This window comes from Streptomyces sp. NPDC058052 (genome assembly GCF_042885515.1).
In the GTDB taxonomy this organism is placed as follows: domain Bacteria; phylum Actinomycetota; class Actinomycetes; order Streptomycetales; family Streptomycetaceae; genus Streptomyces.
In genome coordinates, this window is record NZ_JBHVRX010000025.1 from 92,272 (window position 1) to 108,891 (window position 16,620).

Here is a 16,620-nt window from a genome sequence, read left to right on the forward strand (position 1 = left end):
ACCTCCGCAACGCGACGGATCCTCGATGGCATGGCTCCAGCGCGCCCGGGCCCGGCGGATCGTCCTGACCGCCGAAGATCTCGCGGCCGCCGAGCAGGGCCCCGAAACCCAGCTGTCCCTCGATCCCGCAAGAGAACCGAGGCTCCGCATCGAGCCCGTCCTCGACCGGCTCAACGCCCACTGGGACCACCCCGTGGTTTGGCCGCCCGCCTACCGGCACGCATCCTGATCACATGTCAAACGTCGACGCACAGGGGCTCCGCGCAGGATCGAGGCTGGTACGGCCAGTTCCGTTTAGGTGCGTCCGGCCCTGCGGAGAGTCGATCAGTCGCTCTGCGACGAGGATGCGCTCTCGATTCTCAAGTACCCGATCTCCCGGGCGTTTCGTCCTCACGGCGTCCCGCGAACCCTGACGACCGGGCAGTGTGCGTGGGTCATTGAGGCCCGGCTCACCGAGCCCAGGATCAGTCCGGCGATACCGCTGCGCCCGCGGGCATCCACCACCAGTAGGTGAGCCGCCCTGCTTGCCTCGAGTCAGTACCTCACGCGCCTTGCCGCTCACCACTACGAGCAGTGTCGGCAGGAGCAGAGCAAACACGGCCAAGACGCCTCCCGGTGGAGCGGAGACAGCGGGAACGCGGTGGCACAAACCTCTGGCCAGAGTGGTCCGGACGGGGCGATGGCGCATTTTCCTTGCGCCATCGCGCAGGCCGGTCGGATGGCATCTTGCTGTACGGATCCAGGTCGCTGCGTGCAGCGTGCCCTCGCGTTGCATTTCCTTCGCGGTCATGCCCGATGCTGATCCGCTTCTTGTCGAATCGCTCCCAGTCTGGATGCGAAGGGTTTTGCGGGCCAGGATGCCGTCGTCACGACTCGTCCTCACTCACCACCGGATCGGCGAGCTCGGGGTAGAAGGCCCGTTCGGCCCGGCGCAGCCGGGCGATCTGCAGCTGTCCGGCGCAGCGGCAGATCGGGCAGATCCGGTAGTTTTGACATTCCGGGCACGATTGCCGCAGTCCGGTGTCATTGACTACCCAGCTGAAGCCGTAGCAGGCCGGGCACCAGCCGAGCCCGTCGCACTCGTAGCAGAGCACGTGACCCGGCTCGACTGTTTCCGCCGTGCCAACGGGGGCGGGGCGTGCTCGTGGGGCCCGCAGGGCCACTGCCGGCGTGGCACCGGCATAGACAACATCACCCGTCGCGGGCCAGACGTTCATAGCGATCCGGAACCCGGCACGGCTCCCGGTCACCACAACCCGCGCCGCGACCGTGCCGGTACGACGTTCCTCGACGATGTCGAAACCGCCGGTGGAGAAAGCCTCGACGGCACGGCGAACAATCTCATCGGCGGAGAGATCGGCGTCGAGGCCGATCTGCACCCGCAGCGCGAACCGATAGCGCAGCGGCTCGGTCCACTCGGCGACCTCGGGCGCCTCTGGCAGTGCGGACTCAGAGATCACCACTGTAGGTGTGACGTGCGCGGCAATGATCCGCACCTGCGCGAGCAGCATGAGGCCGAGCCGGCGTAGTTCCGCGCCGGTTGCGGGTTCTTCAGGCATCCAGTCTCCGACCATGCACCCCAGCCCATCTCATTCGACGGTCGACTCCACGCCGATCGCCGCGCCCGAGGCGTCGACCTCGGCGTCATCGATGGAGCAGCCCAGTCCGGCCACCAGGCAGGCATCGGCGAGCGCCGTCGGCCGCTCCGCTGCCCTGGCCGGTTCCGCCTCCACGACTTCCTCGAGCAGAGAGAAGGAATCCCCGGAGAAGGAATCCCCGGAGTCGGGCGCGCCGGCCTCGTAGCAGTACACCCCGATGGTGTCGTCGCGGCAGGTCGCTTCGAATCCCTTCCGCCGCACGGCCATCGACAGTTCCGGTCGCACGAGCCCGTCACGCAGGAGCGCGATCACCACCTCGTGGCTGTCCGTCGCGATGTCGCCATGGAAGGTCGTGCGAGCCATGAACCGAGCATGCCATGTCGCATCGTCCTGCAGTAGCCGCCCGCAACCGCTGATCGTCATAGCAGGCTCCGCCGCGGGGGGCGAACCGGAGGTACTGCTGATCGACCGGCGGTCGGTTCTACTGTCCCTGGTTCTGGACGTCCTCAAGGAACTGACCATCCATACCTCGCGGCCGGTCAGCTCGACCTCGCTCCGTGTCGCCCTCCAGCAGTGCACCATCGATCTCGCGCCGCGACGACCGCTGGAATCCGCATGAGAAAACCGCTGGAATCCGCACGAACGGAAAGGGCCGGGACCGGTCCGAACCGGCTGGCTGAGGGGGCGCAATCGTCGACCTACTGCTCTGGATGACCGCACCCTACGCCCACACCGGCCGAGAACTTCCTGACCGTGCTTCCGTGACGGCGGCTTCCACGGCCTCCATGCCAGGATGATGATGTGATCGAACCCAGTTATGGCGCGAGCTTGCGTGGACCTCTTCACGACGCCAGTTCATTGTCGTGGGCGGTCCGGGCGGCTGCCGGGCGGCGCCTGGCAGCCTCAGCAGACGCGCCTGGCGCCGTGGATGCCCTGCGCCGCCTTCTGCTGGACGAATGGGACACAGCAGTCACTCAGGAGACGGCGGAAGCGCTTCTGGAACGTCGGGACGTCATCGGCTTGCGCCTGGTCCTGGAAGCCTTGGCCGCTGCCGACGATGACACTGCCGATCAACTCGATGACGCCATCACCAGCGTCTGCCGTCAGTCCGTCACAGGCGTGGCGCAGCTGGAACAGTTCTGCCTGGAGCTGGCATCAGACCTCGACGGGAGCCTTCGAGAAGAAGCCTCCGCCATCCTGCTCCAGCTTTGACGATCCATCGAGGACGGGCAGACAAGCACGCGAAGCTCCTGACAGACGCAGGCGATCTTGATAGAGGAGTCGCCTGGCAGGAGCGTCATCGTCGCCTGAGGGCCGTCCAGCTCTTGGCCGGCACTGTCAGCCCGAAAAGCTCGCCGACAGCCGCAGGCCGTCGGGCGCGGACTGCCTACCGCACCGGGAGATGCGGCACAGGCCGTGGCCCGTTGATCTTGTTTGGAACAAGGGGGCCCGACCGGCCTGCCGAAGGGTCAGACGCACGGGAGCGGCTCGCCGGACGTTCCACTCCGGCCACACCGTACGGCGTGCCTTCTCGACGAGGCGGAAGAGGCCGGGCGGCCCCTCACCTCCGCGCGTGAAGTGCGGCAGGGGTGCGGTACGTCCAGGGGACGAGCGGTCCGGCCGTCACGTGTGCACCTCCTCGTGGAGCCGGTCGTCTCGTCGTGCGGTAGCGGCTGCCCGCCCGCGCCGAGCCTGCGGGCACTGTGTCAGTGCCCGCAGGCGTCCCGGCGCGTGCCGGCGTCGTCGGTCACGCGAACGCGGCAGCGTTGCGCTTGGCCCAGTCGGCGAAGGTGGTGGCGGGGCGGCCGAGGATCTTCTCGACGTCAGGGCTGACGGCCTGCTCGCGCGGGGTGGGGGTGCCGATGATGTCGAGGGTGGTGTCGGCGACCGGGGCGGGCATGAAGGTGAGCATATGGGCGCGGGCCTCCTCTCGGGTCTGGTCGATGAAGGTGACCTGCTCGCCGATGGCGTCGGCGATGGCAGCGGCGCGCTGGAGCGGGGTGGTCGGGGCGGGGCCGGTGAGTTCGTAGCTGGCCTGGGTGTGGCCGGGCCTCGTCAGGACGGCGGCGGCCACGGTGGCGATGTCGTCGGGGTCGATGGCCGGGAGGCCGACGTCACCGAATGGCGCGGCGACGGTGCGGCTCGCCTTGACCGAAGGCGCCCAGGCGTATGCGTTGGAGGCGAAGCCGCCCGGGCGCAGGATGGTCCAGTCGGTGCCGGAGTTCATGACGGCCTGCTCATAGGCGGCGAAGGCATGTCCGTGGGACAGGGAGTCGGGTCGGGTGACCACACCCTGGGAGGACAGCAGGACGATCTTGCCGTAGTTCGCGAACGGAGCGACGACGTCGGTGGGGTCACCGGTCATCATGAGGTCTCCGCCGACGAGCAGGAAGACCGCGTCCGCCGTGGAGGGCAGGCCGGCGGCCGGTCGGGCGAGGTCGGCGGCGACGGCGCGCACGCCGGACGGGACATCGGCCTGGGTGATGCGGCGCGAGACTGCGGCCACCTCGTGTCCCTGTTCGGCCAGCAGGCGGACGAGCGTCTGGCCGACATTTCCCGTGGCACCAGTGACAACGATCATGAAGGGGTCCCCGAATCAGAGTTTGTTAGTTAGTTGACTGACTGACTGACTCGACGGAGCGTAGCACGAGCCGGGTCGTATAGTTAGTCGGATGACTCACTCGAAGCAGCCTGCGCGTGCACGAGTCGCCGGCGCGAAGCGGCAGCGACTCGTGGAAGCCGCGGCCGACGTTGTCCACCGGCAAGGCGCCGAGCGCACCACCATCGCCGACATCGCGCACGCGGCCGAGGTGCCCGTGGGCAACGTGTACTACTACTTCAAGACCAAGGACGAACTCGTTGCCGCCGCGCTGTCCGAGCACGAGCGGCATCTGAACCTGCTCGTCGGCCATCTGAGCCGGCTCCCGGATCCGCGTGAGCGCCTCAAGTCCCTGATCGAGGGATGGGTGGGTCAGCGTGACCTCGCCGTCCGCTACGGCTGCCCGACCGGCACTCTCGCTGCGGAGCTGGGCAAACGCGACCAGGGGGGCCTGGACGCCGAAGCGGGCAGGGTCGTCCGGCTCCTGCTGGCCTGGGTGGAGGGCCAGTTCCGCGAGCTCGGCCAGCCGGATCCCGAGGGCCTGGCTCTCACCCTGGTGGGCGCCTATCAGGGCATGTCCTTGCTGGCCAACGCCCTGCGAGACCCGGGGGTCATGGAACGCGAGGGCGCTCGCCTGATCGCCTGGATCGACTCCCTCGACGCCGCCTGAGCCAGGGTTCGTACCAGGAGGCGAGGGACGGGTGCGGCTCCGAGCACCAGACGAGGGCACGATGTCCCGAACCTTCCTTGAGCGGAAGCGATCCGCCCTGCCGCGGAAGCGGGTGACCCACTCGACGTGCACACGAGGGCGATTCCCGCCTCCGTGACATTCTGGGGCGATCGGACGTTTCCGGCAGCGGCCGATCGGACGGCGCCGCCTTCCAGGAGACAGCAGGGCGTTGTGATGCGGCATGCACCAGCTTTCCGCGCAGGGTGAGGAGCGGCGCCGACGCGGAGAGCCTCCGGCTCGGACACGGCAAAGGGCGAGCGGACAGGCCCAGGAACGCCGGTTCGGCCCCACCTGGAAATGACGGGTCCCTGGGGATCGGGAGGCGGGACCAGGAGCGCCGCCACCGAGGAGGGTCGCGCCCGCTCCAGCCAGGACGCGGCTGCCAGCAGCCAACGCTGTGAGCCACTGACATCAGCCGCTCGTCACGCCGGAAAGCGACCTCGCAGGGAGCCTGGATCGCGGCAGCCCAGTCCGGCAGCTCCGGCCAGCACCACGAGGCCGGCATGATCCGGACCGCCGAGGACCCTCATCGCCTCGCCCGCAAGCTCTGCCGGTGCCTGTCATCCGAACCGTCGGTCCCAGGGGTGATGACGTGCGCGACCATCCTTCGCCGCCCTTCCCGTCGCGACCCCCGCGCCCCGCCGGACACCCTGGGCCGATTCTCGGTGGAACAGCGCCAGCGATCGGGCTCGCAAGCGATCTCAAGGAAAGCGGCGGCGACAACGGTGGAACCCTGATCATCCTGGACAGGTGATGGACTCCCCCGCCCGCTGCCGACCGGTCACCACCTTCCCCGCCCTGCGCAGTTACGTGCCCAAGCCTCTGCCGGCGGCACCATCGGCAGCGCCCTGACTCTCTGCACCTGACGGTCAGGTCATGAAGCCGGAGGCCCGGACCGGGGCTTGGCGGTGAGGCCGGCGGTGAGGGCCGGCTGCCGCATACGTCCGGGCCGGTTCCTAACGGGCACTGCACAGCGGTGGCTCTCACTCCTCGCAGGCATCGATGAGACGGGCCAGGTGCTCACCCGCGGCCGTCAGCGGCGTGTCGCTCCTGAAGACCTGCGCGGTGAGCTCGGCACGCTCGAGAGTGCTGATGACGGTGGTGGCCAGGTCGTACGTGTCGCTCTCCGGGAATCCGGCTTCGCCAGGCGTGTCCGCCACCAGATCCCGCCAGTGCGGGAAGGCGTGAGCGACGGCCTGCCCGATATCAGGGACTCGCCCAGTGGTTTCCAGCGCGGTCGCGCTGATCGGTCAGCCGTCCGCTCGGATGCGCGCAGATGGCGGGCAAGCGCCGCGCGCAGCCGGCGATGGCCTTCGCCGGACCGGCGTCCCCGGGCAGCGGCGCTGACAGCAGGTCGGCGAACTCCTGGTCGGCGTGCTGGACCGCGGCCACTTCCAGCGCCTTATTGCCGCCGGGGAAGAGGTGGCAGACCGGGCCGAGCGTGGCCCGGGCCTCCTGGGCGACCTGCTTGATGCCGGTCCCTTCGTACGCCTGCCGCTGCATCGACAGGGCGGCAGCACGGACGATGCGCTCCCGGGTTCCTGGCTGCGGGGTGTTCGCCATGCGGCAGAGCGTACCGGATAGATAGATCGTTCGTTCTAGCTTGTGGGCCGCGCGGACGCCGTGTTAGCTTCCGGCTTGTTAGAACGTTCTTTTTAGAGATTCTCGAAGACGAGGAGCTGGAGATGGAACACAAGCGGATCAACGTCAACGGCCTGGACCTGGCCTACGTCGAAGCAGGCGAAGGGCCCCTCGCCCTGATGCTGCACGGCTTCGACACACCCCACCTGTACCGGTACCTCATGCCCGCGCTGGCCGAGGCGGGGTACCACGCCGTGGTCCCCACCATGCGAGGCTTCGCCCCGTCCCAGGTGCCACCGGACGGCAGCATGCGCCTTCCCGACCTGATCGCCGACGCCAACGGCCTGCACGAGGCCCTCGGCGGCGGCTCCGACGCCGTTCTGATCGGGCACGACTGGGGCGGCTTCACCACCTGGGGCGCCGCCGCGGCCGCACCCGAGCGGTGGGCCAAGGTCGTCGTCAACGACGTCCCGCCCCTGGAGTTCTACGACCGCAACAGCACGGACCCCGCCAGGATCGAGCGGTACGTCCACTTCTACTTCTTCCAGATGGCCATAGCCGACCAGCTCGTCGCGGCCAACGACCTCGCCTACCTCGACTGGCTCTGGGACCACTGGACAGGAAACGTCCCCGGCTACGACTCCACCGAGGACCGCAAGGCCATGAAGGAAGGACTCAGCACGCCGGAGAGGCTCCGCCTCGGCCTGGACCTCTACCGGCAGAACTTCCCCGCCGCGACCTTCGGCACCCCGCAGTGGGAGATGATCCGCGTGCTGGACAAGCTGCCTTCCCAGCCCACCCTGTACCTCCACGGAACCGAGGACCCCGTGGTCGACGAGGCGACACTCGCCGACATCGTCGCCATGCTGCCGCCGGGATCGGACGGCGCCATGATCGAAGGCGCCGGCCACCACCTCCTCGCCGAGAAGCCGCAGGAAGTCAACCAGCGCATCCTCACCTTCCTGGCCCGCTGATCACACCCCTGCGGCGCAGGGCATCCACCGGCCGATGGATGCCCTGCGCCGGGCCCGACAGGAAAGCCCTCCCTGCCCGGCCTCAGCCCATGGCACGAGACTCGAACACGCGACCACGCCCCGACAGGCTAGGCACTGTCCGGCCGTGGACCGCACGAACTCGGCGGCCTGAGCGACGCGGTGGTGGAACGACACCGCCCTGCACGCCTCGAAGTGCTCTGCAGCCGTACGAGCGCGACCCGGGTATCGGCGTACTCCTCCGTCTGCGGCGTACAGATGAACGTGCAGAGCGTTTCACCTGACCGAGTCGTCAGCTTGACCGAGTCGTCGGCTTGACCGGGTCGTCGGCTTGACCGGGTCGTACGCTCGAGCCCGCGGGCGGCACGGCCGTCCGGTCCGGCCTCCACGTTCCTCCGCGCACGCCCCGGCCGCAGGCGTGCGCGGAGGAACATTGCTATGCGATACGGATTCGCCGGTTCGCCGACAACGCCGTCAGCCTTGGGCTGGGCCAGGACGGCGAGCCCTTCACCTCCGAGTGACCGCCGCCTCGGAGGGGCTGGCTGAGACGCTGCAGGCTTGTTCTAGGCGTCACCCATTCACCGGCCTGCCGGCGCGAGGCGGAGAAGCAGCGCGATCGCCAGCGCGAAGAGGAACGCGCCCGCCGACTCGGGGAGGTGCAGGCGCCGCCCGCACCTTCTGGCCTTCCACCACCACCCAGATCCACACCACGATCAGGTCCCCGACCGGCCGTCCCCGAGCGCGCCCCTCTGGAGCCGACCGCCGCCCAGAACTGTCCGCACTGCCAGCAGCCGGTCACCATCGTGGCCATGCCGGCCACACCGGAAGCCGCCCGCCCTGCCATGCCCACCGGCCCCGTTGTCATCCCGCTGCGAAGGACTCCCTGAACGATACGGCCTGAACGTTACTGATCATCGGGCCCAGCGCCCTCGGCCGCCGGGCCCTCGCCATCACACGAGCCGATACGGCTGGATGCCAGATCTCGCCAGCGGCACCTGGCGGCGCAACACCTCGTCATGGGCGGCGGGCCCAATTCTCAGTCCCGAAGTGCGGCGGCCGTTGGGCGCCTCGATCACGGCCGGCCGAGTCACGGCTCGCAATGCAGCCCAGACCAGCCGGGTCTGTTCGGTGAGGGTCTGATGCATTTCCGGTCCGACTTCGGGTTCGAACCACCGCACTGCGAGTCGCCCGCAAGAACGAGGAGCGGGGTCGCCATCGACGCGCAGGCGAAGGTGGAGAAGATGCGGGGCGCATGCGGACCAGCGGCGGGTGGGGCGCCGCTGCACCTAGGTACATATGCCATGGGCTGGTGCGCGCATGTCTCTAGCGCGCCGCACCAGCCAGTGGCAGTGTGAGCAATCCGGCCACCCACATCCTCCCGATGCGACACCGCACCGGACTTGGCGCGCGTCGCCCGCGAGGACGGGGCCGCCCCTCTTCCTCCCGGCTCCCCACGGGAGGCCAGAGGCGTGCGACGGACTCGCCATCCGTGCCGTCCGCGGGCACGTCATCGGGGATCCCAGGACACGTGCTCAGCGACTGGGGTTCTTCACGGGCTTGCCGGGGTCGGGGTTCGGCGCACCATCAGGGCCTTGACGGTGCCGCTCGGTCCAGATCAGCCAGTGGTGCTGGCGCGAGGGGTAGTAGTGGTTACGCCGGTGCCCGCGGACGATCCACCGGTGCCGATACCCGCGGCGGCCGCCCTAGCTGGCGGCCGGCTGCGCGATGGACCGGTGGCGCAGCCGTACATGGCGGGCGGCGGTCAGCAGCTTCGGGTCGATCCGGTGGGCTATGTGTCTGGCCGGGGCGACCGTGGGACTCTCGCCCGGTTTTCACGCGCAACGGTCTGCCCCGTCAGCAGCCACGTCATCAGCAGCGCCCGTTCGGCCTGCTCGGTGCGGGTCGCGAACCGGAAGCGGTCCTCGGCCTCGGCAAGGCCGAGGGTACGGGTGTCGGCGGGGACGGCCGCGAGCCGGCCGGGCATCTGGGCGACAGGAATGCAGCCGCTGGACATCAACACCAGCGCTTAGGTGTACGCCTGCCGCGCGGCCGGGATCTCAGCCGGGGCTTTGTCCAGGACGGCCTGCCTGGTCTCACCAGGCAGGCCAATGTGTTGTGCCGTCTGCATCGAGGAACGTGATTTCGCCGACTCCACCCGGCTGGGCAGCCAACACCCCGCCGCTGAGGCATATGTCAGGGGAATATTCCTGACTTACCGTCACGTAAGAGCATAGAACAAACACTCGACATGACATATGTTCGATCGAGTGGTTGAATCCAAGATCATCTGACGCAACGATGCGCGCCGTTCCCAAGTGAAAGGCACGTGAACGTGCGCAGAATCTTTTGGGTCTTCCTGGCGGTGCTCTGCACTCTGGGAATATCCTTCGCCACCGCTCCCGCTCAGGCCGATGCGGCCGCAGACCCGGTCAAGTCCCGGTTCATCACCTACAACGTGTGCGGTGGCGTATGCCCCATCTACCAGAACGACCCCGCAGCCTGGCGGGACACACTGGTCAAGGCGATCGACAACTGGAACGCCGACGTCGTCATGCTGCAGGAGGTGTGCTACGACCAGTGGACCACCCTCCGTTCGGCGCTCCAGGACCGCACCACCGGCGCCCAGTACGACTCCATATGGACCGCAACCCTCAGCGACGTCGGCAACTGCAAGAAGTGGAAGAAGGACAGTGCCGGCACCGCGATCGGCGACACGCGGTTTGGCCTGGTGACCCTGGTCAAGGGAGATTCCAACCAGACCATCAACAACTCTGAGCGCACCGTCTTCCCCCTCGTGAACAGGGCCGGAAGCGAGGACCGCGTCCTGCTCTGCGGCCAGGCCACGGTGTCCGGCAAGCCCCTGCGGATCTGCAACACTCACATCGGCTACGAAACGCCGAATGTGACGGATCAGGCCCGCCAGGTCGCACTCATGGTGAACGGCTACGTTGCTGACGGCGAAGCCGTGGTCCTCGGAGGGGATTTCAACCCGCCTAAGCCCAACACCGCTTGGCCCGAGCCGGTACGACACTCGTACAACCTGTCCTACCTGTACCGCCACAATCAAGGAACCGGCGTCTTCCAGGAGGTCGACGAGACCGACACCGCGTACTTCACCACCTCCTGCGCGGGTCAGCCGGTGTGCCGGACGGGCGAAAACACCGCGGACACGTGCAGCACGCAGAACCCCGACTTCGTGCCGATCAAGCTCGACTACATCTTCGTGAGCCCGGCGTTCAAGGACCCTTCCGGCGATGCCGCGACATGCACGACGGGCATGTCCGACCATCGTCTCCTGCGTGGTGAAGCGACCTGGGCCAGCTGACAAGCTCCGCACCCTTTGGGGACCCAGGCGCCACCGGACACCCTGGCCCGGACACTGGCCCAGAATGCCCGCCAAGTCCGGGACCGGGCGACCCCCGACGACCCGCAAGGAGGACGTCGACGCCTGACTCCACATCCCTGTTGCCCGCCGCCGTCTGGCGGCGGGCTTCATCGTGTCTCAAGCGTCTTACAGAGGGCTTCGGCGCGGGCATTTCCCCTGCACGGGTGGGGCGTTGAGGGCTTAGGCGTTGTGGGTGGAGACGTTCACGGGTCTGCGGATGCGGCAGTTCGAACGGCCACTGAATGTCGTGCGTGAACGGGACGGGAACGGTCCTGGCGATGGTCGGCCATGCTGTCTGCCACTGGCGTGCCGGGCTCTGCTGGTCATCGAAGCGGGACGGGCGGCCACCAAGGCAGCCGAGCTGCCGGCGGCTGCGCGCCAGATCACCATCGTCCGGATGGTGCAGCGGATCCCCGGCGACGCAGACAGGTGCCCAGTGTCGCCCCTTGCTCGTCCGTGAGATCTCCAGGGCCTCATGACCTGTGGTCATTCACAGCCTAAGGAGCCGTTGCCGTACCGGGCGGTTCACTCGGCGGTCGAACAAGGGTTCCCGGTCGGGTGGCCTTCCCTCGTCACGGACCTCTCCATGGAGCCGAATATCCCGTCCTCGACGAGCCGCCTTCCCGTCTGGACTCGGCCTCACGCCGCGAGCTCGTCGGCATCCCGCGCTCCCTGGACGTCACCACTGACTATGGTCCGACCGGCTGGATGTGCCGGTGGTTCGCGCCGGGGTGCTCCGCGCGGCGGCCGAGTCGAGGTTATGAAGGGAATCGAACGGAATCGGATGAAAATTCGCCATCCGGTCATCCCCGAACATCAAACTCAGGAGTCGCACAATGCGCCCCATCAGAGCGGCCAGCCTCGGCACGGCCACGCTGGTCTCCCTCCTCGCCTTCACCCCCGTCGCGGCCGGTGCGACGGACGCCGGCTCCGCCCAGGCCAGGGGTAAAGACCGGACCCTTACATTTCTGGCCGAGGTGCAGCAGCTGACCCGCTTCCCCGTCACCCCCGGCGCTGTCTCGCAGGGCGATCAGGTCGTCGTCCGCTCGGACCTGTTCGATGAGACGCACAACAAGGTCGGCGAGACCCACGGCACCTGCACCACCACGCGGGGCGGCGCCGACGAAGCGGAGCAGTGCCTCGTGACCTACGTCCTCCCGGACGGCCAGCTCACCACGCAGGGGGTGTACTTCGACTACATCGCCCAGGGTCCCTTCGACTCCGCAATCACCGGCGGCACCGGGAAGTACGAGAAGGCGCGCGGCTCGGTCCACTCCGAGACGATCGCCACGGACCCGAAGGTCGTGAGGCGCTTCACGATCCACCTCGCCTGACGGACCCCGACGTCCACCTGGCCCGCGACTCCGGCCTTCTCCCCTCGCGCCGCACCATGGGAGACGGTCGCACAAAAGGAACTGCGGGCCAGGGGGACGCCCAGGGCTGCTCACCCTTCTCGCGCCGCGCTGGGGAGCATCCGGCTACAGCCATGGCGCTGCCGCGCGGTGCGGAGGGACTGCCTGGCTGTGACCTGCCAGGCAGCACTACCTCTGCGAGCATCCTCATCTGGAACACGACGCCGGCTACAGAGACGGACGCAGCCGGAGCAAGGAAGCACGTCTCACCCGAACTCACCGGTGAGGCAGGTGTGACATAGGCATCGGTCCGGGTGAGGAGCGTAAGGCGCCGTCCTGGCTCGATCCCGGCATGCGTACTGTTCCAGGGTCGCGGCAATATCCGCTGCGTAATCCGCCGAGCTGAACCCACCTGCGCGCCGGGCCTCCTGGAGTCGCCGCAGGACTCGCGGCGTGTGAACGAGCTTCGGCCGGAAGCTATGGAGATGACGCGTCGCCATGTCGATGACCACCCACCGCCCGGTGTGCCGCTCGCGTCCCGCCGTCGTGATCCGCTCGCCTCCCGGCCCCCAGTACGCGCCGGCGACGTACACCTTCGCCCCACCCTTGAAGCACTTTGTCCCGGGGCGCAGTTCCTGGCCGCCAACTCCGCACCGGCGCCATGCCACGACATTTGCTGCCACCAACCAGACTGGCTCCAGTTGCAGGCCATCCAACTCGTCCACGCATCCCCCTCCAGATCCGCAGTGCCTCCCACAACTAGCGGTTCTCCGCAAACATACAGGCCATCATCGACGCCGAACTCGCGATTGCCGCGGCACATCCCGTGCCTGGCACCACCGCGGGACGCGAAGGCACGGCGGAACCCCTGCCTGGCCAGGCACTGTGAGGGGTGACGGTGCTGGGTGGCGGCGCCCACATCAACACCGGGCGCGTCGTCCCGCACCGCAAACCCCCCGGCCGAGCCATCCTGCCCGGCGAGGAAGAGGTCAACGCCGAACGCCGAAAGGTCAAGGCCCCGCGTCGGGCACACCTTCGCCCGTACGAAGCAATACAAGATGCTCCGCGACTGCCGCCAGCGCGGAATCGGCCTCCAGCTGAGGTCAAGGCCGTCGCCTACATACTCGATCTTGGAATTGCCGCATGACCGGACAGGGCCCGATAGAGGCTCTGACCTGCCCACACGCAACCTTGTGCAACACACCTCAGTCGAGGCCCAGTTCAGCCTTGGCGGATGAATAGAGTCTGCCGAGTTTGCCGACCAGCCCGTTCCGTGTATTCGTCGGCAGAAATCCAGGCCGCCGTCCGCGCTGTTCGGCGGTGAATCGGTCGATTTTCTGCATCGCGAGCTGGTAGGTACGAGCCAGTTCGACCAAAGTAGCTGCGCGGGCCGTGGCATCCAGCGGCATGCCGTCACGGTGCCGCTCCACGATGTCCTGGAACTGGTTCTTGACGTCTGCAAGGTTCATCGTGGCGAGCCCTCCACGGCTGTCGAAGGCGGCACAGAAAGCACCGGAGCCATCGCAGTGTAGAGGTGTACCGGCGCTGTCTTCGAGCCGAAGGCGGCCATGAGCTCGTGGCACCAGCGGCGGGAGGCAGTGAAGGGAGCACCGGTGCTCTGCCCAAACACTCTGGCTCCGTCGGTCCGATTCGCTGCCGGTGCCGCCTCTCGTACGCAGGTCGGATACAGGCACCTCAGGGTCGCCCCGACCTCGACGGCCGCGCGCGTGGCCGTGGCACGGTCGAGAAGGTCCGCGATACGGCGGGCGCGGGCCCTGGGTCCCGGCGGCCTGCGCGGACAACGGCAGGCCGGCCGGGGCGGTGTGGCGCTCCGGCGAGACGTCTGGCACCAGGGAGGTACCGGATCGCGCTGCACCGGACCAGCAGCCTGCCCATCGGGGACTTAGGGTTCACCGCGCCCGACCAACGTAAGAAGCCCGCGCCTGTGGAGGATCCCATGCACCGCCGCTCCTCCTCGGGCTGACGCCACAGCCGCTGCCACCAAGGTTCTCAGCCCTCCGGCAGCGTGAATGAGGTGGGGCATCTTCGCCCTGTGGGATCTGATGGTCCGCCCTGCCTGGCGCCACTCAGGGCGTCGAGCTTGGGTCGGTGTACCGCTCGGCGATCAACGGCGTCTCCGCCGAGCGCTCGCTGCCGTCCCGCATTCGACGCCGCTGCCAAAGGTTTGATTGCCGTACGGCATAGGACCTGGTCGATCTGGTCTCTGGCCGCGGCCGGTGCGCTGAGTGGAATCACCACGCCACCGACGCGCATCCCTGCCGCTTCACCGGCCCCCTCGGACCTGCCATTCACCACCCAGCGGAGGATGGGGGAGACTCGCTGCTCCCTCAACTCCAGCTTGGGGAGGCGCCGTTCTCTGGGGTGTAAGGCAGGGGCCGGCCTGTCTTGGCATCAAGGAGAATGCGGTCGCTCACCGGGCGATCGACCTCCACCCTGACTTGCTGGATTCTCGCCTGCTTGGTGCAGTTACGTCCGCTCTCAGGCTGTTCGACGAGGGACAGGACCACGCTGGACGCCGTCTCCAGCACATCTATTTCCGGGCCTTCCTCGCATACCCCGTGAAGAGCAACCACGGTCACTGATCGCCCGTCCGCGGCGATCTCACTCAACCCGCTCAGTTTCCGAACGGGGGTGTCATCGGCTGGTCCGATCGGCGACGCGGGAAGCTTGGACGGCTTGACAGCCGCCTGCTTGAGAGGAGAGGCATAGCCGTCGAGGGAGTAGAGCCAGGCAGGCACGGTGGCGGGTCCGCGACTGGTGACCAGCGTCATGGTGCCCAGCTTGGCGTTGGTCACAGTGAGATGTGGCTTGCTTCCTTGATGGTTGTAGGACAGGGACGTGTACGAATCCTGCGGGCCCGTCAACGGCAGCGTGAGGTCGCCGCCACCGTCCCAGGCGATCTTCCCCGTTCTCGGCCAAGCGGCGGGCAGCTTGCCTCGCAGAACGAAGCTGTGGTCTCGGTATGCCTGTTCATCGGCATTGCTCTGCAGGCCGCCGCGAGGCGGCTGGATCACATCGCTCATGGGGTGGTAGCCGGCGCGCCACTTATCGGCCGCGGGCGACCCATCCCACGCCTCGGCTACCTGGCGGGCACGCTGGGTCACTGCATCCATGTCAGCGCCGGTGCCCTTGCCGGGCCGGCTGCCGCAACCAGAGGTCGCTACTCCGACGATGACGGCCGCGATCAGCAGTACGGCGGAGTTCGAGTTCCCGATGCGCATGTGACCTCCTGCGAGGGTGGCAGAGCTTCAGGGAGCCCGTCCGTCTGACGCGGTCGCTGGTGGAACGGTTCCACCAGCGACCACGAATGCCGAGGCGATGTGTCAGTACACGTGGAGACCGCGCTCGTTCAGTACCGTCTGCACCTTCGTGAAGTAGTTGCGGTACGTGCCGGTGGCGGAGGAGTTGCAGGTCGTCTCATCAGTACCCCCGGACAGCAGGCCCAGGGCTATCGTTCCGTGGAACAGCGGCCCACCGCTGTCGCCCCCCAGAGCGCAGTGGTTCGTTTCGTACATCCCGTACAGGGTCTTGCCGGCCATGTTGACGGTCACATGCGTCTTGGTGATGTGGCCCGTCGTGTCCTCACTGCTGGTCCCGAGGCGGTCGGAGTCCTCGTTCTCCATCGCGTACCGGGAGCCGGTGATGTCCCTGATGGTGCCGTCGAAGTACTGCACACCTCCGACCGGCTGGAGGGCTCCACTGTCCACTCGGATCGAGGCCCAGTCGCAGCCACGGCTTGAGCCGTCGCACGCTCCGCTGGTTCCGCTGCCGTAGGCGTACGCGTTCTGAACGCCGATCCTCTCCCCGTTCCAGTTCACGGACCAGACGTTGCCGGTGCCCGGCACGCAGTGGCCGGCGGTGAGCACGTATTCCGCCCCGGCGGAGTTCCTTGCGTTGAATCCGGTCGAGCACAGCCACCCGTTGGAAACGATGCCGAAGCGGCCGAGGAGTTTGTCCTTGAACACCAGCTCGCTGTTGACCCGGTCGATGCGCACAGCACCCGGATGAGCCGCCGCGATCTTCTCGATCCGGGCACGGGCGTCGGCGGGTGCTCCGTCGAAGATCTCGACATTCACCTGGTTGGTGCTGGCTTCGACACCCCATGTGGTGTTGGGAACGTTGCCCAACTGGTCAAGATTGCCGTGAACCGTCTTGAGCTCAGCCGCACTGCGGGCCACTACCTTCGCGACGCCGCCCTCACTCCGAACGGCTCGCGCGGCCGCCTCGTCGGTGACAGCGACGACAAGTCGGCCGTTCTCGTAGTACACGCCGGCAGACCGGTCATCGCCGAGCGAATCTGCCAGCGCCTCTGCCCGCGCCGGGCTGGTGAGTGGCCCTGGAGCTTCTTCAGCAGACGCAGGG

The 16,620-nt window shown here is 67.8% G+C and carries 14 protein-coding genes and 2 pseudogenes; 7 read left to right on the forward strand and 9 right to left on the reverse strand.

Annotated elements, in window-relative coordinates:
* The first annotated feature begins 25 nt into the window (after nt 1-25).
* The gene (locus ACFVU3_RS28970; RefSeq protein WP_390070752.1) at nt 26-229 is read left to right on the forward strand and encodes a hypothetical protein; all 204 of its coding nucleotides are present in this window, start codon (nt 26-28) and stop codon (nt 227-229) included.
* 161 nt (nt 230-390) lie between these two features.
* Here ACFVU3_RS28970 and ACFVU3_RS28975 read toward each other — a convergent pair.
* From ACFVU3_RS28975 to ACFVU3_RS28985, 3 genes and pseudogenes are all read right to left on the reverse strand, one after another.
* Nucleotides 391-516 (reverse strand): annotated as a pseudogene (locus ACFVU3_RS28975) (universal stress protein); the annotation flags it as partial.
* Nucleotides 517-866: 350 nt separating this feature from the next.
* On the reverse strand, nt 867-1,559 hold the full coding sequence (locus tag ACFVU3_RS28980) for a hypothetical protein (RefSeq protein WP_390070754.1): 693 nt from the start codon (nt 1,557-1,559) through the stop codon (nt 867-869).
* Nucleotides 1,560-1,589: 30 nt separating this feature from the next.
* On the reverse strand, nt 1,590-1,961 hold the full coding sequence (locus ACFVU3_RS28985) for a hypothetical protein (RefSeq protein WP_390070755.1): 372 nt from the start codon (nt 1,959-1,961) through the stop codon (nt 1,590-1,592).
* A gap of 438 nt (nt 1,962-2,399) precedes the next feature.
* On the opposite strand from ACFVU3_RS28985, the gene ACFVU3_RS28990 reads away from it, so the two are divergent.
* Nucleotides 2,400-2,810 carry a hypothetical protein gene (locus ACFVU3_RS28990; RefSeq protein ID WP_390070757.1) on the forward strand — a complete coding sequence of 137 codons (411 nt, stop codon included), beginning with the start codon at nt 2,400-2,402 and terminating at the stop codon, nt 2,808-2,810.
* Nucleotides 2,811-3,345: 535 nt separating this feature from the next.
* On the opposite strand, the gene ACFVU3_RS28995 is transcribed toward ACFVU3_RS28990, so the two are convergent.
* Complete coding sequence (locus ACFVU3_RS28995; RefSeq protein WP_390070759.1) at nt 3,346-4,179, reverse strand: NAD(P)H-binding protein; 834 nt, start codon at nt 4,177-4,179, stop codon at nt 3,346-3,348.
* A gap of 91 nt (nt 4,180-4,270) precedes the next feature.
* On the opposite strand from ACFVU3_RS28995, the gene ACFVU3_RS29000 reads away from it, so the two are divergent.
* Entirely contained in the window at nt 4,271-4,867 is a 597-nt protein-coding gene (locus ACFVU3_RS29000) for a TetR/AcrR family transcriptional regulator (RefSeq protein ID WP_390070761.1), read from the forward strand.
* 1,043 nt (nt 4,868-5,910) lie between these two features.
* Here the strand turns inward: ACFVU3_RS29000 and ACFVU3_RS29005 are convergent.
* Together ACFVU3_RS29005 and ACFVU3_RS29010 are read right to left on the reverse strand one after the other, a co-directional pair.
* Nucleotides 5,911-6,174, reverse strand: coding sequence for a hypothetical protein (locus ACFVU3_RS29005; RefSeq protein ID WP_390070803.1), 264 nt, complete (start codon nt 6,172-6,174; stop codon nt 5,911-5,913).
* Nucleotides 6,134-6,490, reverse strand: a complete 357-nt coding sequence (locus ACFVU3_RS29010; RefSeq protein ID WP_390070763.1) for a TetR/AcrR family transcriptional regulator — start codon at nt 6,488-6,490, stop codon at nt 6,134-6,136. Before ACFVU3_RS29010 ends, ACFVU3_RS29005 begins: the two co-directional genes overlap by 41 nt.
* A gap of 122 nt (nt 6,491-6,612) precedes the next feature.
* On the opposite strand from ACFVU3_RS29010, the gene ACFVU3_RS29015 reads away from it, so the two are divergent.
* The 4 genes and pseudogenes from ACFVU3_RS29015 to ACFVU3_RS29030 all read left to right on the forward strand — a co-directional run bounded on the left by ACFVU3_RS29015 (nt 6,613) and on the right by ACFVU3_RS29030 (nt 12,219).
* The gene (locus tag ACFVU3_RS29015; RefSeq protein ID WP_390070765.1) at nt 6,613-7,482 is read left to right on the forward strand and encodes an alpha/beta fold hydrolase; all 870 of its coding nucleotides are present in this window, start codon (nt 6,613-6,615) and stop codon (nt 7,480-7,482) included.
* 2,344 nt (nt 7,483-9,826) lie between these two features.
* Nucleotides 9,827-10,825 carry an endonuclease/exonuclease/phosphatase family protein gene (locus ACFVU3_RS29020; protein ID WP_390070767.1) on the forward strand — a complete coding sequence of 333 codons (999 nt, stop codon included), beginning with the start codon at nt 9,827-9,829 and terminating at the stop codon, nt 10,823-10,825.
* A 277-nt stretch (nt 10,826-11,102) separates the two neighbouring features.
* Nucleotides 11,103-11,217 (forward strand): annotated as a pseudogene (locus ACFVU3_RS29025) (IS5/IS1182 family transposase); the annotation flags it as partial.
* 504 nt (nt 11,218-11,721) lie between these two features.
* Entirely contained in the window at nt 11,722-12,219 is a 498-nt protein-coding gene (locus ACFVU3_RS29030) for a hypothetical protein (RefSeq protein WP_390070769.1), read from the forward strand.
* A gap of 1,223 nt (nt 12,220-13,442) precedes the next feature.
* Here the strand turns inward: ACFVU3_RS29030 and ACFVU3_RS29035 are convergent.
* From ACFVU3_RS29035 to ACFVU3_RS29045, 3 genes are all read right to left on the reverse strand, one after another.
* Nucleotides 13,443-13,706 carry a hypothetical protein gene (locus ACFVU3_RS29035; protein ID WP_390070770.1) on the reverse strand — a complete coding sequence of 88 codons (264 nt, stop codon included), beginning with the start codon at nt 13,704-13,706 and terminating at the stop codon, nt 13,443-13,445.
* 879 nt (nt 13,707-14,585) lie between these two features.
* Nucleotides 14,586-15,479 carry a hypothetical protein gene (locus tag ACFVU3_RS29040; RefSeq protein ID WP_390070772.1) on the reverse strand — a complete coding sequence of 298 codons (894 nt, stop codon included), beginning with the start codon at nt 15,477-15,479 and terminating at the stop codon, nt 14,586-14,588.
* A 102-nt stretch (nt 15,480-15,581) separates the two neighbouring features.
* Nucleotides 15,582-16,526 carry a S1 family peptidase gene (locus ACFVU3_RS29045; RefSeq protein ID WP_390070774.1) on the reverse strand — a complete coding sequence of 315 codons (945 nt, stop codon included), beginning with the start codon at nt 16,524-16,526 and terminating at the stop codon, nt 15,582-15,584.
* Nucleotides 16,527-16,620: the final 94 nt, after the last annotated feature.